This is a genomic window from Pseudomonas sp. GW821-FHT01C01 (assembly GCF_059422645.1).
Map to the genome: position 1 here is coordinate 1 of NZ_JBWKXF010000012.1, position 15452 is coordinate 15452.

Consider the following 15452-nt stretch of genomic DNA (forward strand, 5'->3'; position numbering starts at 1 on the left):
CCTTCGGCAACACGTTTTTCCAGCAGGCGATCTGAACCACCTTCGGCCACACGATTCTCGATCAGGCGATCGGAACCGCCTTCAGCAACGCGGTTCTGCAGCAGTTTGTCGGAACCACCTTCGGCAACACGTTTTTCCAGCAGGCGATCTGAACCACCTTCGGCCACACGATTCTCGATCAGGCGATCGGAACCACCTTCGGCAACGCGGCTTTCAATCAGACGATCCGAGCCGCCTTCAGCGACCACAGGTTGAGCAGAAGTTGCGGCGAAAGCGTTAACTGCGAAAACCGAGAAAGCGATGCTGAGAAGGACTTGGCGTTTCATGATGGTGTGCTCCGGGGGTGTAATGGGTTGGTATGGAGCAGATGTTACGCCGGGGATTTTTTATGAGAACTTCATTGAGGTGATGGTGAACATCGACGGCAATGATAGGACCCGTGCCATACCCCTTGTGAGTGTGATGGTGCGGTCGTCGGATGGCCGTGTGTGGCGGGTGGCGGCTTCTACACTGGATAGCTTGATGCGGCACTGCAGAGATCGCGGTGTACTAGGAGACGTTTATGTACCAGCTCTACGGTTATCAGAACTCCGGGGCGGCGGCCATCGAAGCTGCCCTTGAACTCTGTGATGTTCCTTATCGCTTCATCGATGTCGAGACGTCCGCGGAGGCGGCCCAGGCGCTGGAGAAACTCAACCCGCTCAAACAGATTCCGACCTTGCAACGGCCCGATGGCGGCGTCCTGACTGAGAGCGCGGCGATCCTGATCCACCTTGGGTTGACCTTTCCCACATCGGGATTGTTGCCGCAAGATCCGGCCGAGCGGGACCAGGCCATTCGCGGCATGGCGTACATCGTCAGCAATTGCTATGCGGCCATTGGCATCATTGACTACCCCGAGCGCTGGCTGGCCGAGGCTGATGAGTCCTCCAGGCAGAATCTCATGGAGGGTGCCCGCCGGCGCCTGCACTGGAGTTGGGAGGTGTTTGCCGATCAGTTTTCGGGCGAGTTGTATCTGGGCAGCGAGAAGCCGGGGGCGCTGGATTTACTGGCGGCAGTGATATCGCGATGGGCGGGCAGTCGGGAACATCTGCGCAATGCCCGGCCGGGCTTTTTCGCCTGGCTGGAGCGCATCGACCGCTACCCGGCGCTGGCACCGGTGTTCGCCCGGCATTGGCCGGCCTGAGACACTGAGAACCAAATGTGGGAGCGGGCTTGCTCGCGAAAGCGGTGTGCCAATCAACAGTGGCGTTGACTGACACACCGCCTTCGCGAGCAAGCCCGCTCCCACAGGGGATCTTCGGCGTGTCGATTTATTCCCCGCGAATGTACTGTTCCAGCTGCTTGATCAGTTCCGCCTGTTCGGCAATCGCTTCCTTGACCAGGTCACCGATCGACAGCAGCCCGATCAATTTGCCGCCTTCGACCACCGGCAAGTGACGCAGGCGTCTATCGGACATGATGCCCAGGCAGGTCTCCACGGTTTGATGGGTGTCGACGGTAATCACCGGCGACACCATGATGTCGCGCACCGGCGTGCCCACCGAAGAGCGGCCATGCAGCACCAGTTTGCGTGCATAGTCGCGTTCACTGATGATGCCCAGCACTTCATCATTCTCCACCACCAGCAAGGCGCCGACGTTTTTCTCGGCCATCTTCATCAGCGCTTCGAGCACCATGTGGTCGGGTTTGATCTGGTGCACTTCCTGATTCTTCTGATCTTTGAGCTTGAGCAGTTGGGCGACGGTTTTCATGGTGGTTACTCGGGTGTTGTCGTTGTTCTTGAAGAATCGTAGACGCAAGCGTTCAGGGCAAGGGCGAAAGCGGCAGATAACACGCAAAAAACGTCATTCGGCGGTTTTTCTTCGGCAAACCCCACATTTCCGGCCAGTAGATGACCTGTGGGAGCGGGCTTGCTCGCGAAGAGGCCAGCACATCCAACATCCTTGTTGGCTGCCAGTCCGCTTTCGCGAGCAAGCCCGCTCCCACAGGTTCGGTGTCTGCCTGATAGGCCTGCGGCAAACGCGCTATCCCTGCCGATGACGGGTAGAATCCTCCTCTGAATCGGATGTGAGGTTGCAGCGGTGGAACTACAGCAGGGCTTCGTCCTGACCCGGCATTGGCGCGACACCCCGGCCGGTACGGAAGTCGAGTTCTGGCTGGCGACCGACAGCGGTCCCCGGCGCATCCGCTTGCCTTTCCAGCCCTCGGTGGCGTTCATCCCTGCTGCGCAGCGTCAGCCGGCCGAAAGCGTTTTGCATGATGAGAAGAACGTCGAGCTCAGGCCCCTGGCCCTGCAGGATTTCGAACATCGCCCGGTCCTCGGTCTTTACTGCCAGCAACATGGTCAGTTGATGCGCCTCGAAACCGCGCTGCGCCGGGCCGGCGTCGAGGTGTTCGAAGCCGACGTGCGTCCGCCGGAACGCTACATGATGGAGCGTTTCATCACCGCGCCGGTGCGCTTCAGTGGCACGCCGAATGCCGAGGGCCTGCTACTCGACGCACAGATGAAACCCGACCCCGATTACCGGCCGAGCCTCAAACTGGTGTCCCTGGACATCGAGACCACGGCCCAGGGCGAGTTGTATTCCATCGCCCTGGAAGGCTGCGGCGAGCGTCAGGTGTACATGCTCGGTCCGCCCAACGGCGACGATAGCCAGGTGGATTTCCAGCTCGAATACTGCGATTCGCGAACCCTGTTGCTGAAAAAACTCAACGAATGGTTTGCCCGCTTCGACCCGGACGCAATCATCGGCTGGAACGTCGTGCAGTTCGACTTGCGGGTGCTTCACGAACACGCCCGGCGCCTGGCGGTGCCGTTGAAACTGGGGCGTGGCGGCGAGGAAATGCAGTGGCGCGAACACGGCAACGGCAACCATTACTTCGCTTCAGCCGCTGGCCGCTTGATCATCGACGGTATCGAATCCCTGCGTTCGGCGACCTGGAGTTTCCCCTCGTTCAGCCTGGAAAACGTCGCGCAAACCTTGCTCGGCGAAGGCAAGTCCATCGACAACCCGTACCAGCGCATGGACGAAATCAACCGCATGTTCGCCGAGGACAAACCGGCGCTGGCCAAATACAACCTCAAGGACTGCGAACTGGTCACGCGGATTTTCGCCAAGACCGAATTACTCACCTTCCTGCTGGAGCGGGCCAGCGTCACCGGTTTGCCGGCCGATCGCATGGGCGGTTCGGTGGCGGCATTCACACACCTGTACATGCCGCTGATGCACCGCCAGGGTTTCGTTGCGCCGAACCTCGGTGGCAAGCCACCGCAAGCCAGTCCCGGCGGTTTTGTCATGGACTCGCAACCGGGACTGTACGAATCGGTGCTGGTGCTCGACTACAAAAGCCTCTATCCGTCGATCATCCGCACCTTCCTGATTGACCCCGTGGGATTGATTGAAGGGCTCGAGCATCCGGACGACAGCGAGTCGGTGCCGGGTTTTCGTGGCGCGCGTTTTTCTCGCACCCGGCATTGCCTGCCATCCATTGTCGCCCGAGTGGCCGAAGGCCGGGAAACCGCCAAGCGCGAACACAACGCACCGCTGTCCCAGGCGCTGAAAATCATCATGAACGCCTTCTACGGGGTACTCGGCTCCAGCGGTTGTCGCTTCTTCGACACACGCCTGGCCTCGTCGATCACCTTGCGCGGGCACGAGATCATGCTGCGTACCCGCCAGTTGATCGAAGCGCAGGGGCATGTGGTGATTTATGGCGACACCGACTCGACATTCGTCTGGCTGCGTCGCGCCCATGGCCAGCAGGAGGCGGCGCAGATCGGCCAGGCACTGGTGGCGCACGTCAATCAGTGGTGGCGCGAACACGTGCAGCAGGAATACGGCTTGCAAAGCGTTCTCGAGTTGCAGTTCGAAACCCACTACAAGCGCTTTTTGATGCCGACCATTCGCGGTGCCGAAGAAGGCAGTAAAAAGCGCTATGCGGGTCTGGTGACCCGTGCCGATGGCAGCGACGAAATGGTCTACAAAGGCCTGGAAACCGTGCGCACCGACTGGTCGCTGCTGGCCCGTCAATTCCAGCAGGAGCTGTATTCGCGGATCTTCCTGCGCAAGCCCTATCAGGATTATGTGCGTGACTATGTCCGCAAGACCCTGGCCGGTGAATTCGATGACCGGCTGATCTACCGCAAACGCCTGCGCCGCACCCTCGATGACTATCAGCGCAACGTACCGCCCCATGTGCGCGCGGCGCGCCTGGCCGACGAGTACAACGACCGGCAGGGTCGCCCGCGGCAATACCAAAACGGCGGCTGGATCAGCTACGTGATCACCGTTGCCGGCCCTGAACCGCTGGAAGTGCGCAGCGCGCCCATCGATTACGACCACTACATCACCCGGCAACTGCAACCGGTGGCGGACGCGATACTGCCGTTTGTCGACGACGACTTCTCAACCCTGATTGGGGGGCAACTGGGCCTGTTTTGAGTCCATCAGCGACAAGGTCCAGTCATCCAGGATGCCGTGGAAGTATTGGTTCAAGGCTTGCTGGAACAGACTGTCGGCGGCAGCAACCTGGGCAAACAGGGTCATCGAGGAATGAAACTTCAGGTCGTCGGGATGACCGAAGATCCCGGCCACCGAGCGCTCCCGGATATTCAGCACTTCCTGGGTGCAGGTGCGTAACCGGGCGCCCAGCAACGGGTGCTCAAGGTAGGCCAGGGCTTCCTCCCGCGATCGGATGGCAAAGCGGCGCGACATCTCGCTACCGCCAAGCCCGGCAAACTGCGGAAAAATGAACCACATCCAGTGACTGCGCTTGTGTCCGTTGCTCAGTTCGTCTTGAACCCGGTCGAATACCGGGTCCTGAGCCTGGAGAAAGCGTTGCAGATTGAACGGGTCCAGGTGGTCGGTGCTTCTCATGGCGAAGCTCTCTGACAGACTGCGGTGGTTCAGACCATGGCCAGCCGCTGTTTGCGTTGTGGCGCGTGAAACGCTTGGTCCAGCGCCTCCAGATCCCCCGCTTCAAGCTGCAACATGGCGGCTTGGGCATTGAGGCGTACATGTTCGGGATGCACCGCTTTGGGGGTGGCAATCACTGCATCCTGGCGCAGAATCCATGCCAGTGCTGCCTGTGCCGGTGTCACGCCGTGACGGCTGGCTACTAGTTTGAGCGTAGCATTGGCGAGCATTTTGCCGCCTTGGCCAATCGGGCAGTAAGCCATGACCGGCAACCGCCGTTGTTGGCTCCAGGGCAGTAAATCAAATTCTATGCCGCGTTGTTCCAGGTTGTAGAGCACCTGATTGGTGGCGCAGGTCGGGGCGTCCAGTTCCCGCAAGTCATCGAGGTCGAAATTGGACACGCCCCAACGGCCGATCTTGCCGTCCTCACGCAGGCGCTCGAAGGCTTCGACGGTTTCTTCCAGGGGATACTGGCCGCGCCAATGCAGTAGATACAGATCGATGTAATCGGTGCCGAGCCTGCGCAGGCTTCGCTCGCAAGCCTGGGGAATACCGTGGCGGCTGGCGTTGTGCGGGTACACCTTGCTGACCAGGAAGACGCTGTCGCGCTGGCCGGCGATGGCATCGCGGACCACTTCCTCGGCGCCGCCTTCAGCGTACATTTCAGCGGTGTCGATCAGGGTCATGCCCAGTTCGATGCCCAGACGCAGTGCCGCGACTTCTTCCGTGTGCCGTGAGCGGTCTTCGCCCATCTGCCAGGTCCCCTGGCCGATAACCGGGACCCTGGCGCCAGCCAATTCAAGCGTGCGCATGCAAACCTCCTTTATGAATGCCGATGGTTGTTTCAGTGGGCAGCAGAATAGTCCATCGGTTCCGTCGCAGGGGTTTTCGCAGGCGGCGATCATTTGAGTCTCACCTTGCCGGTGATCGATTGCTCTGTGCCGATACTGCACTTTTTCGAAATGTCCGGCTCTATCCATGGCAGCCTGCGGCGATCCCCACCGCCGGCCCATGCCCAAGTCCAATAACCCATGGCTCGAGTTTCACCCCGCATCATTACGAGAATACGCCGTCATTGCCTGCTGCTGGCAGGTCTGTCGATGTTCTTCGTCACCGGTTGCAGTCAGCAGCAGGGCGGCGACATCTTCACCCAGATGCGCGAAGGCAGCCCCCAGGAGTTCCTGCAAACCAGCGTCGACCGTATGGCAACCCTGACCATGCGCGACAACCTGAACAGCCTTTACCTGCTGATGAGCAAGCTTTACCTGCGTAACCCCGATGAGCTGAAAAAGTCTGGGTTCCTCGATGCCCGTACCGCCGGCAAGCAAGTGCGCATAGCCATCGAACAGCAGCAGCCACTGCCCGTCCTCGGCGGCAAAAAAGATCTCGCGGCCCTGCGTTTTGCCATGAGCCCGGAGTTTCTCGGCGATCGGGTCGGGGCGTTCATCTATGCCATCGGCAGCATGCTGGTGACCGCCCATGGCAATCGCCTCGAGTTCTACATGACGGATACGATCAACCCGGTATTCGTCAGCAATGCCGCGCGCAACATCGAGATCGCCACCTGGCTCCTCAGCCAGCGACAAAACACTGAGGGCCAGCCCTTGCTGTTCTCCAACGAAATCTCGGAGGAGGGTAGCAACCTGAGCTTTGCCGTCGAGTTCGGCAAGATCGTCGCCCGGCTGGACCTGCTGACCCAGATGCTCGACGAGCGCTACCGGCGCATCGGCCTGAACTATGCCCAGAGCCTGCTGTTCCTGAATTTCCTGCCAGTGCAGTGAGCACGACACATATCCCTTGTGGGAGCGGGCTTGCTCGCGAAGGCGTAGTGTCAGGCAGCATTAATATTGACTGACCCACCGCTTTCGCGAGCAAGCCCGCTCCCACAGGGGAATTGAGTTCAGGGCATAAAGATAGATCGCATCGATATAACTGGTTATAAGAAATGTCGCTATGCTGCGGGCCAGATTTCCCCTGCGATCTTTGTGGAAGTATTCATGGATTTAGTGAACATCGGGTTGGTGGTTGCCGGGCTGGTCGTCGGCTTCATCGTCGGCATGACTGGCGTAGGTGGCGGGTCGCTCATGACCCCGATCCTGCTTGGGTTCGGCATCAACCCGGCGACGGCGGTCGGTACCGATCTGCTGTACGCCGCCATCACCAAATCCAGCGGTGTACTGGTTCACCGCAAGAACAACAACATCGACTGGGCGATTACCGGCTGGCTGACCTTGGGCAGCGTGCCGGCGGTGGCGTTGACGCTGTGGTTCCTCAGCACCCTGCACAGCGCCCCCGAGGCGATGAACGCGATCATCAAACAGGCCCTCGGTTTTGTGTTGTTTGCCACGGCACTGGCGATCCTGTTCAAGAAGCGCCTGCTCGACTTCGCCCACAAGCGTGCGGGCGGCAGCTACAACCCCAGCGGATTGCGCTTGAACGTGATGACAGTCATCACCGGGCTGGTCCTTGGCACCATGGTCGCGCTGACGTCCATCGGCGCCGGTGCGCTGGGTACCGTGGCACTGTTCATTCTCTATCCGATGCTACCGACCCGCCGCCTGGTGGGGACTGAAATCGCCCACGCCGTGCCGCTGACCCTGGTCGCGGGCCTTGGCCATGCAAGCATGGGCAATATGGATTGGCACGTCCTGGGTTACTTGCTGGTGGGTTCGTTGCCGGGGATTTACCTGGGCAGCCACCTGACCGGGCGTATCTCCGACGAATTGCTGCGCCCTTGCCTGGCGACCATGCTGTTGTTGATCGGTTACAAACTGGCGTTCTGATTCAATCCGGTACGCCAGTTTCATTCGCGGGTGAATATTTCCAGCAGATGCCCGTCCGGGTCATCGAAATACACCCGCCGTCCTCCCGCGTAATCATTGATTTCCCTTGGCCGCTGCTTGCCCGGATCCGCCCACCACGGCTGACCGTTGGCTTGCAGGCGTGCGAAGGCCGCATCGAAATCCTCGTCGCCAATCAAAAACGCATAGTGCTGAGACGCTATCGGCGGGGCGTTGTCGTAGAAATCCAGTGACACGCCGTTATCCAGCTTGACGATCAGCATCGGCCCGAAGGGCTCGGGGGCGGGCAGGCCGAGGAGTCCGGCCAGGTAATTCGCCGAAACCTGCTTGTCCCGGCACCAGACGATGGTGTGGTTCAACTGAGCGCTCATGCGCAAGTCCTCACGACGGATCACGCGGGTGGTCATGAGTCTTCAGATTAGCTCAGCCTGTTGCGCAATGACCGCCCTGACCTAAGCTTGGGGCAAGGCGAAACACAATTGCGGTACGTCACCCGGAACGATCGCCGCGATGCGCAATCATTAGAGCGTGGATATCAAAAGGAGATGCGCATGCTCATCAGGTCACTGACCCTGGCAACCTTGCTGGCTATCGCTGGCCCCTTGTTCGCCGCCGATGGCGACTCACCGCTGGACATGGACAAGGGCAGGGCCCGGCCACTGATTGTCATCGCCCCGAGTACCGTTGATCCGACCTGGGTCAGCCTGAAAAAGTCGCTGGATGAGCCGGCCAATCGCAAGGGATTCACCGAGCGCAACATGGTGCTCTACACCGTGCTCAATCTGATGGGCCAGCGCGACGGCAAAGACCTCGGGCCACAGGACACGGCGGCGCTGATCCGCTCGCTCAAGCTGGGCGCCGGCGCCAAGACCAAGGTGATACTGGTCGGCAAGGACGGCGAAAAGAAACTTGAACAATCGGACGCCATCAAGCTGGAAGAAATTTTCAGCGCTGTCGATCAGTTGCCGGCAGCCGAGAAAGAATTTACCGCGACAGTGGCCGCTCCCGTCGCTGAAGCCGAGCCGGCTGCCAAAGGCACCAAGGCTGGCAAAAACAGCAAACCGGGCAAGCCCGCCAAACCGCCTGAAATGCCGGATGATTGATTCGACATTGAATTCTGGTGGGGAGCTGAGGACCTGTGGGAACGAGCAAGCTCGCTCCCACAGACGGATCAGGAACTATTGGGGAAGGGCACTCAATATTTGATGAGCAATCTTGACCCGCTCTGCATTCGGATAATTCTTGTTTGCCAGAATCACAACGCCGATGTCCTTCGACGGCACGAACGCAACGTAAGCCCCAAACCCACCAGTTGAACCGGTTTTGTTGATCAGCAGGTTCTCCAGTTGCGGCTGTGGCGGATTCAGCCACTGGACCTTATGTGGCTCCATCGCCATCGGGGTCGAGTTGCCCGCCAGCAGTTGATCCAGAGTGATCGGGTAACGATACAACTCCCAGCCCAATCCCTGAGTCATGTCGCCGACCGTGTAGTAACCGGTGTGAGTCAACGCGATTGCCTGTTGCAACGGTTTTTCCAGGCGCGATGGCTTCATGTTCGCTTCAACATACGCCATCAGGTCTGCAGCGCTGGTTTTCACCCCGTACGCCTCGGAATCCAGCGCACCCGGACCGACCCGCACCGGTTTGCCGTCCTTGTTATAACCTTGGGCGTAAAGCGCCATCTGGTCCTGCGGCACCCTCAGGTAGGTGTGCTTCAAGCCGAGTTTGGGAAGCAGGGTGTTTTGCATTACGTCATCAAACGGCTGGCCCATGCTGTGGGCGGCGAGGTAGCCGAACAGGCCGAGGCTAGGGTTCGAATACAGTCGGTGGCTGCCGGGGGCGTAGAGCGGTTTCCATTGTTGGTAGTAACCGAGCATCTTATCGGGCGAGTCGGCATCGACCGGGAATTGCAGGGGCAAGCCGCCGGCGCTGTAGGTGCCCAGTTGCAACACGCTGATGTTATCGAAGGCGCTGCCGTGCAGACTCGGCAGGATGTGGCTGGCTTTGTCGGACAAGGAAAGTTTGCCGCTGGCCTGGGCGTAGGCGGCGAGGGTGGCGGTGAAGGTTTTGCTGACGGAGCCGATTTCGAACAAGGTGTCTTGTGTGACAGGGTTGCCGGTTTCTTTCGAGGCGACGCCATAATTGAAATAGTGCGGTTGGCCGTTGACGGTGACCGCCACGGCCATGCCGTGGATAGCCTCGGCCTGCATCACCGGTTGTACAGCGGCGTTCACCACCGTCTCGATTTGATCCTGTGCCACGCACTGGCCCGCGGCGAATATCGCCATGCAAGCGGCGATGGTTTTCAGCCTGTCCATGTTGGTTTCATCCGTCGTTGATTCAGTTGCGCGTCATTTTAGGGGCTGGAGCGCCATGCTCCGAGCGCTTTTTAATATCGGCCGCCATCAGGCGGCCACGCGCAACCATTGATTCAACATACTTGGCGATTCAACGCACCAGGCACGGCCGCTTGTTGTCGAACTTCCAGCCCGGTTTTTGTGGCACTTGCACGCAACTGTGACTGGTTTTCGCCTGGCTGATGGTCAGTGAAATCGCGTCATCGTTCTTCGCGAGCAAGCCCGCTCCCACAGGGTTTTGTGTTTGCCGCGGTTCTTGAGCAAACCCTGAACCTGTGGGAGCGGGCTTGCTCGCGAAGGCGTCAGTCCAGGTAGCAAAAAACATGGATCAGGCCCGGGCAACCTGAGCAACGACAACCCGCCGCTCCAGATTCAACGCCAGCACACTCATCAACACCACCAGCCCGCCGACCACAATCATCAGCGTCGGCCGCTCGCCAAGTGCATAAGACGCAATGACCATCGCCGTCGGCGGCGTCAAATACAGCGTCATGGTCGCCCGGCTCAAATCGACATGCGCCAGCACAAACGCCCAGGCCAGGTAGGCCAGGGCACTGGGGAATATCCCCAGGGCGATCACCGCAAACTGCACTTGCAGCGGCGCAAGGGCAACTTGATCCACCAGACCAGGCAAGTAAACCAGCAACAGCACGGTCCCGGACCACACCGTGTAGCACACCAGCGTCAGCCCGTCGTAACGCCCGGTGTGATGCTTTTGCAGGGCAAAGTAGAGGCTCCAGGACACCGCCGCCAGCAGGATCAGCAAGCCGTGGGCGTCAATGCTGCCCAGGCCGTGATCGCCCGCCACCACTATCACCACGCCAAACAACCCGAGCAGCACACAACCCCAGCGCCACAGGCTCACCTGATCCTTGAACACGAAGCGCGCAATCAATGTGCTGAACAGCGGGGTGGTCTGTGCCAGGACGCTCGAAGCGCCGGCGCTGACACCCTGCTGTCCGAAGTTGATCGCCACGTGGTGCAGGCTCACGGCAAAGAAACCCAGGCCGAACATCAGTGGCAAGTCTCGAAGCCTGGGTAAGCGAATGCCCTTGAATATCGCGACCACGGCCATGAACAAGGAAGCCAGCAAGAAGCGCAGGAGCGCCAGATGCACGGGGTCGTAGGCCTGCAAGCCGATATGGATGCCGGTTGGGGAGTAGCCCCAGCACGCCACGACAAATGCCATGGCCAGGATGATTTTCAAGCGCGAAACGGGGGTGGGTGAGAGCGGCTTCATGGTCGTGCACCTGTGGGCGGATGCACCGAGTATCAGAAAGCGGATCGTTCGCCACAACTGACTTATACTGCGCTAACCGTTCACTATTGGTGATGTATGGAGCTGGCTCAGATTCGCATGTTCAAGACCGTGGCCGACGTCGGCAGCATCGCCCGCGCGGCCGAGCTGTTGCATTGCGTGCCGTCGAACATCACTGCACGGATCAAGGCCCTTGAGGCCGAACTGGGTGTCGCGCTGTTTCTGCGTGAGGGCCGAGGGCTGCGCATCAGCCCGTCGGGGCAGACGTTTCTGGCTTACGCCTCGAAAATTCTGGCCCTCACCGCCGAGGCCAAACGCGCGGTCGACCCTTCGGCCGAACCCTCCGGCCCCTTGCACATCGGGGCCATCGAGTCGTCGGCTACCGGGCGTTTGCCACGTCTGCTGGCGAAATTCCACAAGCGTTTTCCACAGGTGGCACTGGAGCTGACCACCGGCTCCTGGGGCCAGTTGCTCGATGACACGCTCAATCACAAACTCGACGGTGCCATCGTGGCGGTGGATGTCGAGCGTTCGCACCTCAAGCGCACGCCGATGTACCGCGAAGATTTGCTGCTGATCGCCTCTACATCCCTGGGACCGCTGCGTGATATCAGTGATTTGCAGGACCAGACCGTATTCATGTGGCCCCAGGGCTGTCCATACCGGGCGGCGCTGGAACATTGGTTGCTGCGACAAGGGCAGGCACTGCCGATTGTCAGCCTGGCCAGTTATGGTGCGATTGTCGGTTGCGTCAGCGCCGGGGCTGGCGTGGCGCTGGTGCCCAAAGGCATCTTCGATCAATACGCCAAAGGCGCGGGGTGCGCTGGGTTTGAATTCCCCGAACTGACTGCCGTCGACAACCTGTTTTACTGGCACGAAAACGCCGGGGTGCACCCGGCGCGTGAGGCGTTTGTGGCGATGCTCCGCGAGGAGTTTGCGTAACGCATTACCTGTAGGAGCTGGCTTGCCAGCGAAGACGGCGTGTCAGCCAACATTAATAGTGACTGATACACCGCCTTCGCGAGCAAGCCCGCTCCCACAGGGGATTACGGCATGTTGATATCCCGCATCAACAATCCAAAATCCAGATCCACCGCATCCGGTATCGGCAAATACACCGTATGCCCGTCGCCCGGCGCTACGTCGATCGCTTCACCTTTAGCGTTTTGCAACTGATGCAGGTCGAAGTGGAAGTTGCCCTTGGGCGTCATCAGTTCCATGTGATCGCCCAGGCCGAAGCGGTTCTTCACCCTGACCTCGGCCAGGCGATCCCGTCGCTGGCCGGTCAGTTCACCGACAAACTGCTGGCGTTCCGACACCGAACTGCCGTTCTGGTAGTTCTGGTATTCGTCATGCACATGCCGGCGCAGAAAACCTTCGGTGTAGCCACGCTGGGCGAGGGATTCCAGGTCGGTCATCAGGCCGCGGTCGAAGGTCCGGCCCGCCACCGCGTCGTCGATCGCCCGGCGATACACCTGGGTGGTGCGCGCGCAATAAAAGTGCGATTTGGTCCGGCCTTCGATTTTCAGGGAGTGCACGCCCATGTGGGTCAGGCGTTCGACGTGCTGCACGGCGCGCAGGTCCTTGGCGTTCATGATGTAAGTGCCGTGTTCGTCTTCGAAGGCCGGCATCTGTTCGCCGGGACGATTGGCTTCCTGTAACAGAAACACCTGCCCGGTGGGTGCGCCGATGCCCAGGGTCGGTTCGGGATCGAATGTCTGGACGATCTCGCCGAGCTGGTTTTCCGTGGCCGGTTGCGCCGAGTATTTCCAGCGACAGGCGTTGGTGCAACTGCCCTGATTGGCATCGCGCCTGTTCATGTAGCCCGACAGCAGGCAACGCCCGGAATAGGCCATGCACAACGCGCCGTGCACGAACACTTCCAGTTCCATGGCGGGCACTTGCTCGCGGATCTCGGCGATTTCTTCCAGCGACAGCTCCCGCGACAGGATGATCCGGCTCAAGCCTTGCTGCTGCCAGAACTCGACGCTCGCCCAGTTCACCGTATTGGCCTGCACCGAAAGGTGGATTGGCATCTGCGGGTAGTGGCGGCGCACCAGCATGATCAGGCCGGGGTCGGACATGATCAGGGCATCAGGCGCCATGGCGATGATCGGCGCCAGGTCCTTGAGGAAGGTCTTGAGCTTGGCGTTGTGCGGCGCGATGTTCACCACCACGTAAAAGCGCTTGCCCTGAGCCTGGGCCTCGCGAATGCCGAGGGCCAGGTTGGCGTGGTCGAATTCGTTGTTACGCACCCGCAGGCTGTAGCGCGGCTGGCCGGCATACACGGCATCGGCACCGTAGGCGAAGGCGTAACGCATGTTTTTCAGGGTGCCGGCGGGGGCAAGCAGTTGCGGAGCAATCAGGTTCATGGCGGGTCGATCGCAAAAGCCGCGCAGGGTAAACGCCTTGGCCCGAGGGTTTATTGATCTGGATCTATGCTTTGTTCACGGCACTCGTGCTGGCCGCGGCGACCTAAGCATCAGGACGTACCTTTGCGTCCGGGCAGACTGGCATGGATCGGACATGAACGAAGAAACCCTGAAAGACAAATCGCTGACCGTCCTGCTGGCCCTGGTGAGCATCGCTTTTGTCTGGATTCTGCTGCCGCTTTACGGCGCCGTGTTCTGGGCGGTGATCCTCGGAATCCTCTTCGCTCCCCTGCAACGACGGCTGCAACTGAAGTTCGGCTGGGAGCGCAACCTCACGTCGCTGCTCACACTGAGCATCTGCCTGTTGATCGCGATCCTGCCTGTGATAGTCCTCGGTGTCTTCCTGGTCCAGGAGGGAACAACGCTCTACAAGAACATCGAAAGCGGCGAGCTGGACATCGCCGGGTATGTGCTGCAGATCAAGCACAGCCTGCCGCCATACTTCCAGCATTTGCTCGACCGCTTCGGCATTGGGGAACTCAATGGGCTGAGGGAGAAAATCATCAAGAGCGCGATGACTGGCAATGAGTTCTTCGCCACCCAGGCCTTCAGTTTTGGCCAGGGCACGTTCGAGTTCATCGTCAGTTTTTTCATCATGCTGTACCTGTTGTTTTTCTTCCTGCGCGACGGTGCGGAGCTCGCACGCAAGGTGCGCCTGGCGGTGCCGTTGCAGGAACAGCAGAAACGCCGTTTGCAGCTCAAGTTCAATCGCGTGGTGCGGGCCACAGTGAAGGGCAACTTGTTGGTGGCGATCACACAAGGCGCGCTGGGCGGTCTGATTTTCTGGTTTCTGGATATTCCCAGCGTATTGCTCTGGGCGGTGTTGATGGCGTTTCTGTCGCTGTTGCCGGCGGTCGGGGCGGGGATTGTCTGGGCGCCGGTGGCGGTGTTTTTCCTGCTCACTGGAGCGATCTGGCAGGGCGTGGTGCTGGGGCTGTTCGGGATCTTCGTGATCGGACTGGTGGACAATCTGCTCAGGCCGTTGCTGGTGGGCAAGGACACCAAGATGCCGGACTACATGATCCTGATCTCGACCCTCGGCGGCCTGGCGATATTCGGGCTGAACGGCTTTGTCATCGGCCCGTTGATCGCGGCCCTGTTCATGTCGAGCTGGGACATCTTCATTGACACCAAACCGCGGGTGCAGCTGCCTTAGGCGCTGAGCCTGCCGGACTGGCCGGTGCCGATGCGTTGCGACAGTGCCTGGGCGGCGGGCAGCGAAGTGAGCGGGCCGCTGATCTGCACGCCGTCCTGCACCAGATACCAACAGGCGAGCATGCCCAGTTCTCTGAGCTGTGCAGGGACGGCGCTGCCGATAACGGACATGATCTGAACCTTGGACATGAAAAGTACCTCCATCAATCTGTGGAGTTACTTTAAGGTCAGGGTGCCTTTAGGAGTAATCAACGCTTTCGATAGTGGTCATTGATGCCAGCGGGGGCAAACGACCGTTGGTCGGTCAACTGACCACCTGATCGAGCATATGAACCACTTCCTGCTCGTTGAGCAGGCCTTTGCGCACCAGGTTTTGCGTCAGCAGCGAGAGAAACTTGGCGCTGCGATGACCTTCCAGGTGCTTGAGTTCGGTCAGTGCGTTGTAGACCTTGCTGGAGGTGCACAGACCGACGATGCGGTGCGGGTTTTGCGTTGGCATGTGGTCGTCCTTGTTGTTATCAACCTGTTAT

Annotated in this window: 18 protein-coding genes; 7 read left to right on the forward strand and 11 right to left on the reverse strand. The window is 59.9% G+C overall.

Features of this window, described 5'->3' with window-relative positions; genetic code table 11:
* The coding region (locus tag AC07XF_RS10710; RefSeq protein WP_495026455.1) for a hypothetical protein at positions 1-326 on the reverse strand (326 nt) is incomplete at its 3' end.
* A 236-nt stretch (positions 327-562) separates the two neighbouring features.
* Between AC07XF_RS10710 and AC07XF_RS10715 the strand changes: the two genes are divergently transcribed.
* Entirely contained in the window at positions 563-1186 is a 624-nt protein-coding gene (locus AC07XF_RS10715; protein WP_495026456.1) for a glutathione S-transferase, read from the forward strand.
* Between the two features lie 127 nt (positions 1187-1313).
* On the opposite strand, the gene AC07XF_RS10720 is transcribed toward AC07XF_RS10715, so the two are convergent.
* Positions 1314-1754, reverse strand: coding sequence for a CBS domain-containing protein (locus tag AC07XF_RS10720; protein WP_007987990.1), 441 nt, complete (start codon positions 1752-1754; stop codon positions 1314-1316).
* Positions 1755-2084: 330 nt separating this feature from the next.
* Between AC07XF_RS10720 and AC07XF_RS10725 the strand changes: the two genes are divergently transcribed.
* On the forward strand, positions 2085-4445 hold the full coding sequence (locus tag AC07XF_RS10725) for a DNA polymerase II (protein ID WP_495026457.1): 2361 nt from the start codon (positions 2085-2087) through the stop codon (positions 4443-4445).
* On the opposite strand, the gene AC07XF_RS10730 is transcribed toward AC07XF_RS10725, so the two are convergent.
* A complete protein-coding gene (locus AC07XF_RS10730) occupies positions 4410-4880 on the reverse strand; it encodes a DUF1810 domain-containing protein (RefSeq protein WP_495026458.1) in 471 nt (156 codons plus the stop codon). The genes AC07XF_RS10725 and AC07XF_RS10730 overlap by 36 nt on opposite strands.
* A 29-nt stretch (positions 4881-4909) precedes the next feature.
* Complete coding sequence (locus tag AC07XF_RS10735) at positions 4910-5731, reverse strand: aldo/keto reductase (protein WP_495026459.1); 822 nt, start codon at positions 5729-5731, stop codon at positions 4910-4912.
* 219 nt (positions 5732-5950) lie between these two features.
* Between AC07XF_RS10735 and AC07XF_RS10740 the strand changes: the two genes are divergently transcribed.
* Positions 5951-6700, forward strand: a complete 750-nt coding sequence (locus tag AC07XF_RS10740) for a hypothetical protein (RefSeq protein WP_495026460.1) — start codon at positions 5951-5953, stop codon at positions 6698-6700.
* 216 nt (positions 6701-6916) lie between these two features.
* Positions 6917-7702, forward strand: a complete 786-nt coding sequence (locus AC07XF_RS10745) for a sulfite exporter TauE/SafE family protein (RefSeq protein WP_204934471.1) — start codon at positions 6917-6919, stop codon at positions 7700-7702.
* Between the two features lie 20 nt (positions 7703-7722).
* On the opposite strand, the gene AC07XF_RS10750 is transcribed toward AC07XF_RS10745, so the two are convergent.
* Positions 7723-8091: a VOC family protein gene (locus AC07XF_RS10750; protein ID WP_495026536.1), complete on the reverse strand. Its 369-nt coding sequence runs from the start codon at positions 8089-8091 to the stop codon at positions 7723-7725.
* Positions 8092-8271: 180 nt separating this feature from the next.
* Between AC07XF_RS10750 and AC07XF_RS10755 the strand changes: the two genes are divergently transcribed.
* Positions 8272-8823 carry a DUF4174 domain-containing protein gene (locus AC07XF_RS10755; protein ID WP_495026461.1) on the forward strand — a complete coding sequence of 184 codons (552 nt, stop codon included), beginning with the start codon at positions 8272-8274 and terminating at the stop codon, positions 8821-8823.
* A 75-nt stretch (positions 8824-8898) separates the two neighbouring features.
* Here the strand turns inward: AC07XF_RS10755 and ampC are convergent, their stop codons facing one another.
* The 3 genes from ampC to AC07XF_RS10770 all read right to left on the reverse strand — a co-directional run bounded on the left by ampC (position 8899) and on the right by AC07XF_RS10770 (position 11317).
* Complete coding sequence (ampC, locus tag AC07XF_RS10760) at positions 8899-10008, reverse strand: class C beta-lactamase (protein WP_495026537.1); 1110 nt, start codon at positions 10006-10008, stop codon at positions 8899-8901.
* 160 nt (positions 10009-10168) lie between these two features.
* Positions 10169-10297, reverse strand: a complete 129-nt coding sequence (locus AC07XF_RS10765) for a hypothetical protein (RefSeq protein ID WP_495026462.1) — start codon at positions 10295-10297, stop codon at positions 10169-10171.
* A gap of 108 nt (positions 10298-10405) precedes the next feature.
* Positions 10406-11317 carry a DMT family transporter gene (locus AC07XF_RS10770; protein WP_495026463.1) on the reverse strand — a complete coding sequence of 304 codons (912 nt, stop codon included), beginning with the start codon at positions 11315-11317 and terminating at the stop codon, positions 10406-10408.
* A gap of 96 nt (positions 11318-11413) precedes the next feature.
* Between AC07XF_RS10770 and AC07XF_RS10775 the strand changes: the two genes are divergently transcribed.
* Positions 11414-12277 (forward strand): LysR family transcriptional regulator, encoded by an 864-nt coding sequence (locus AC07XF_RS10775; protein WP_495026464.1) that lies wholly within the window; start codon positions 11414-11416, stop codon positions 12275-12277.
* A 104-nt stretch (positions 12278-12381) separates the two neighbouring features.
* Here AC07XF_RS10775 and trhP read toward each other — a convergent pair whose 3' ends face one another.
* The gene (gene trhP / locus AC07XF_RS10780; RefSeq protein ID WP_495026465.1) at positions 12382-13707 is read right to left on the reverse strand and encodes a prephenate-dependent tRNA uridine(34) hydroxylase TrhP; all 1326 of its coding nucleotides are present in this window, start codon (positions 13705-13707) and stop codon (positions 12382-12384) included.
* Between the two features lie 154 nt (positions 13708-13861).
* On the opposite strand from trhP, the gene AC07XF_RS10785 reads away from it, so the two are divergent.
* Positions 13862-14923 carry an AI-2E family transporter gene (locus AC07XF_RS10785; RefSeq protein WP_495026466.1) on the forward strand — a complete coding sequence of 354 codons (1062 nt, stop codon included), beginning with the start codon at positions 13862-13864 and terminating at the stop codon, positions 14921-14923.
* Here AC07XF_RS10785 and AC07XF_RS10790 read toward each other — a convergent pair.
* Positions 14920-15111, reverse strand: a complete 192-nt coding sequence (locus tag AC07XF_RS10790) for a hypothetical protein (protein WP_495026467.1) — start codon at positions 15109-15111, stop codon at positions 14920-14922. The two genes, AC07XF_RS10785 and AC07XF_RS10790, sit on opposite strands and share 4 nt — an antisense overlap.
* Positions 15112-15226: 115 nt before the next feature.
* Positions 15227-15421 carry a hypothetical protein gene (locus tag AC07XF_RS10795; RefSeq protein ID WP_007988042.1) on the reverse strand — a complete coding sequence of 65 codons (195 nt, stop codon included), beginning with the start codon at positions 15419-15421 and terminating at the stop codon, positions 15227-15229.
* Positions 15422-15452: the final 31 nt, after the last annotated feature.

What these genes read in the sequence shown, in the direction of transcription:
- AC07XF_RS10715 (WP_495026456.1), top strand. Translation starts at nt 563, where the DNA reads ATGTACCAGCTCTACGGTTATCAGAACTCCGGGGCGGCGGCCATCGAA.
- AC07XF_RS10720 (WP_007987990.1), bottom strand. Translation starts at nt 1,754, where the DNA reads ATGAAAACCGTCGCCCAACTGCTCAAGCTCAAAGATCAGAAGAATCAG.
- AC07XF_RS10730 (WP_495026458.1), bottom strand. Translation starts at nt 4,880, where the DNA reads ATGAGAAGCACCGACCACCTGGACCCGTTCAATCTGCAACGCTTTCTC.
- AC07XF_RS10735 (WP_495026459.1), bottom strand. Translation starts at nt 5,731, where the DNA reads ATGCGCACGCTTGAATTGGCTGGCGCCAGGGTCCCGGTTATCGGCCAG.
- AC07XF_RS10740 (WP_495026460.1), top strand. Translation starts at nt 5,951, where the DNA reads ATGGCTCGAGTTTCACCCCGCATCATTACGAGAATACGCCGTCATTGC.
- AC07XF_RS10745 (WP_204934471.1), top strand. Translation starts at nt 6,917, where the DNA reads ATGGATTTAGTGAACATCGGGTTGGTGGTTGCCGGGCTGGTCGTCGGC.
- AC07XF_RS10750 (WP_495026536.1), bottom strand. Translation starts at nt 8,091, where the DNA reads ATGAGCGCTCAGTTGAACCACACCATCGTCTGGTGCCGGGACAAGCAG.
- AC07XF_RS10755 (WP_495026461.1), top strand. Translation starts at nt 8,272, where the DNA reads ATGCTCATCAGGTCACTGACCCTGGCAACCTTGCTGGCTATCGCTGGC.
- ampC (WP_495026537.1), bottom strand. Translation starts at nt 10,008, where the DNA reads ATGGCGATATTCGCCGCGGGCCAGTGCGTGGCACAGGATCAAATCGAG.
- AC07XF_RS10770 (WP_495026463.1), bottom strand. Translation starts at nt 11,317, where the DNA reads ATGAAGCCGCTCTCACCCACCCCCGTTTCGCGCTTGAAAATCATCCTG.
- AC07XF_RS10775 (WP_495026464.1), top strand. Translation starts at nt 11,414, where the DNA reads ATGGAGCTGGCTCAGATTCGCATGTTCAAGACCGTGGCCGACGTCGGC.
- trhP (WP_495026465.1), bottom strand. Translation starts at nt 13,707, where the DNA reads ATGAACCTGATTGCTCCGCAACTGCTTGCCCCCGCCGGCACCCTGAAA.
- AC07XF_RS10785 (WP_495026466.1), top strand. Translation starts at nt 13,862, where the DNA reads ATGAACGAAGAAACCCTGAAAGACAAATCGCTGACCGTCCTGCTGGCC.
- AC07XF_RS10790 (WP_495026467.1), bottom strand. Translation starts at nt 15,111, where the DNA reads ATGTCCAAGGTTCAGATCATGTCCGTTATCGGCAGCGCCGTCCCTGCA.
- AC07XF_RS10795 (WP_007988042.1), bottom strand. Translation starts at nt 15,421, where the DNA reads ATGCCAACGCAAAACCCGCACCGCATCGTCGGTCTGTGCACCTCCAGC.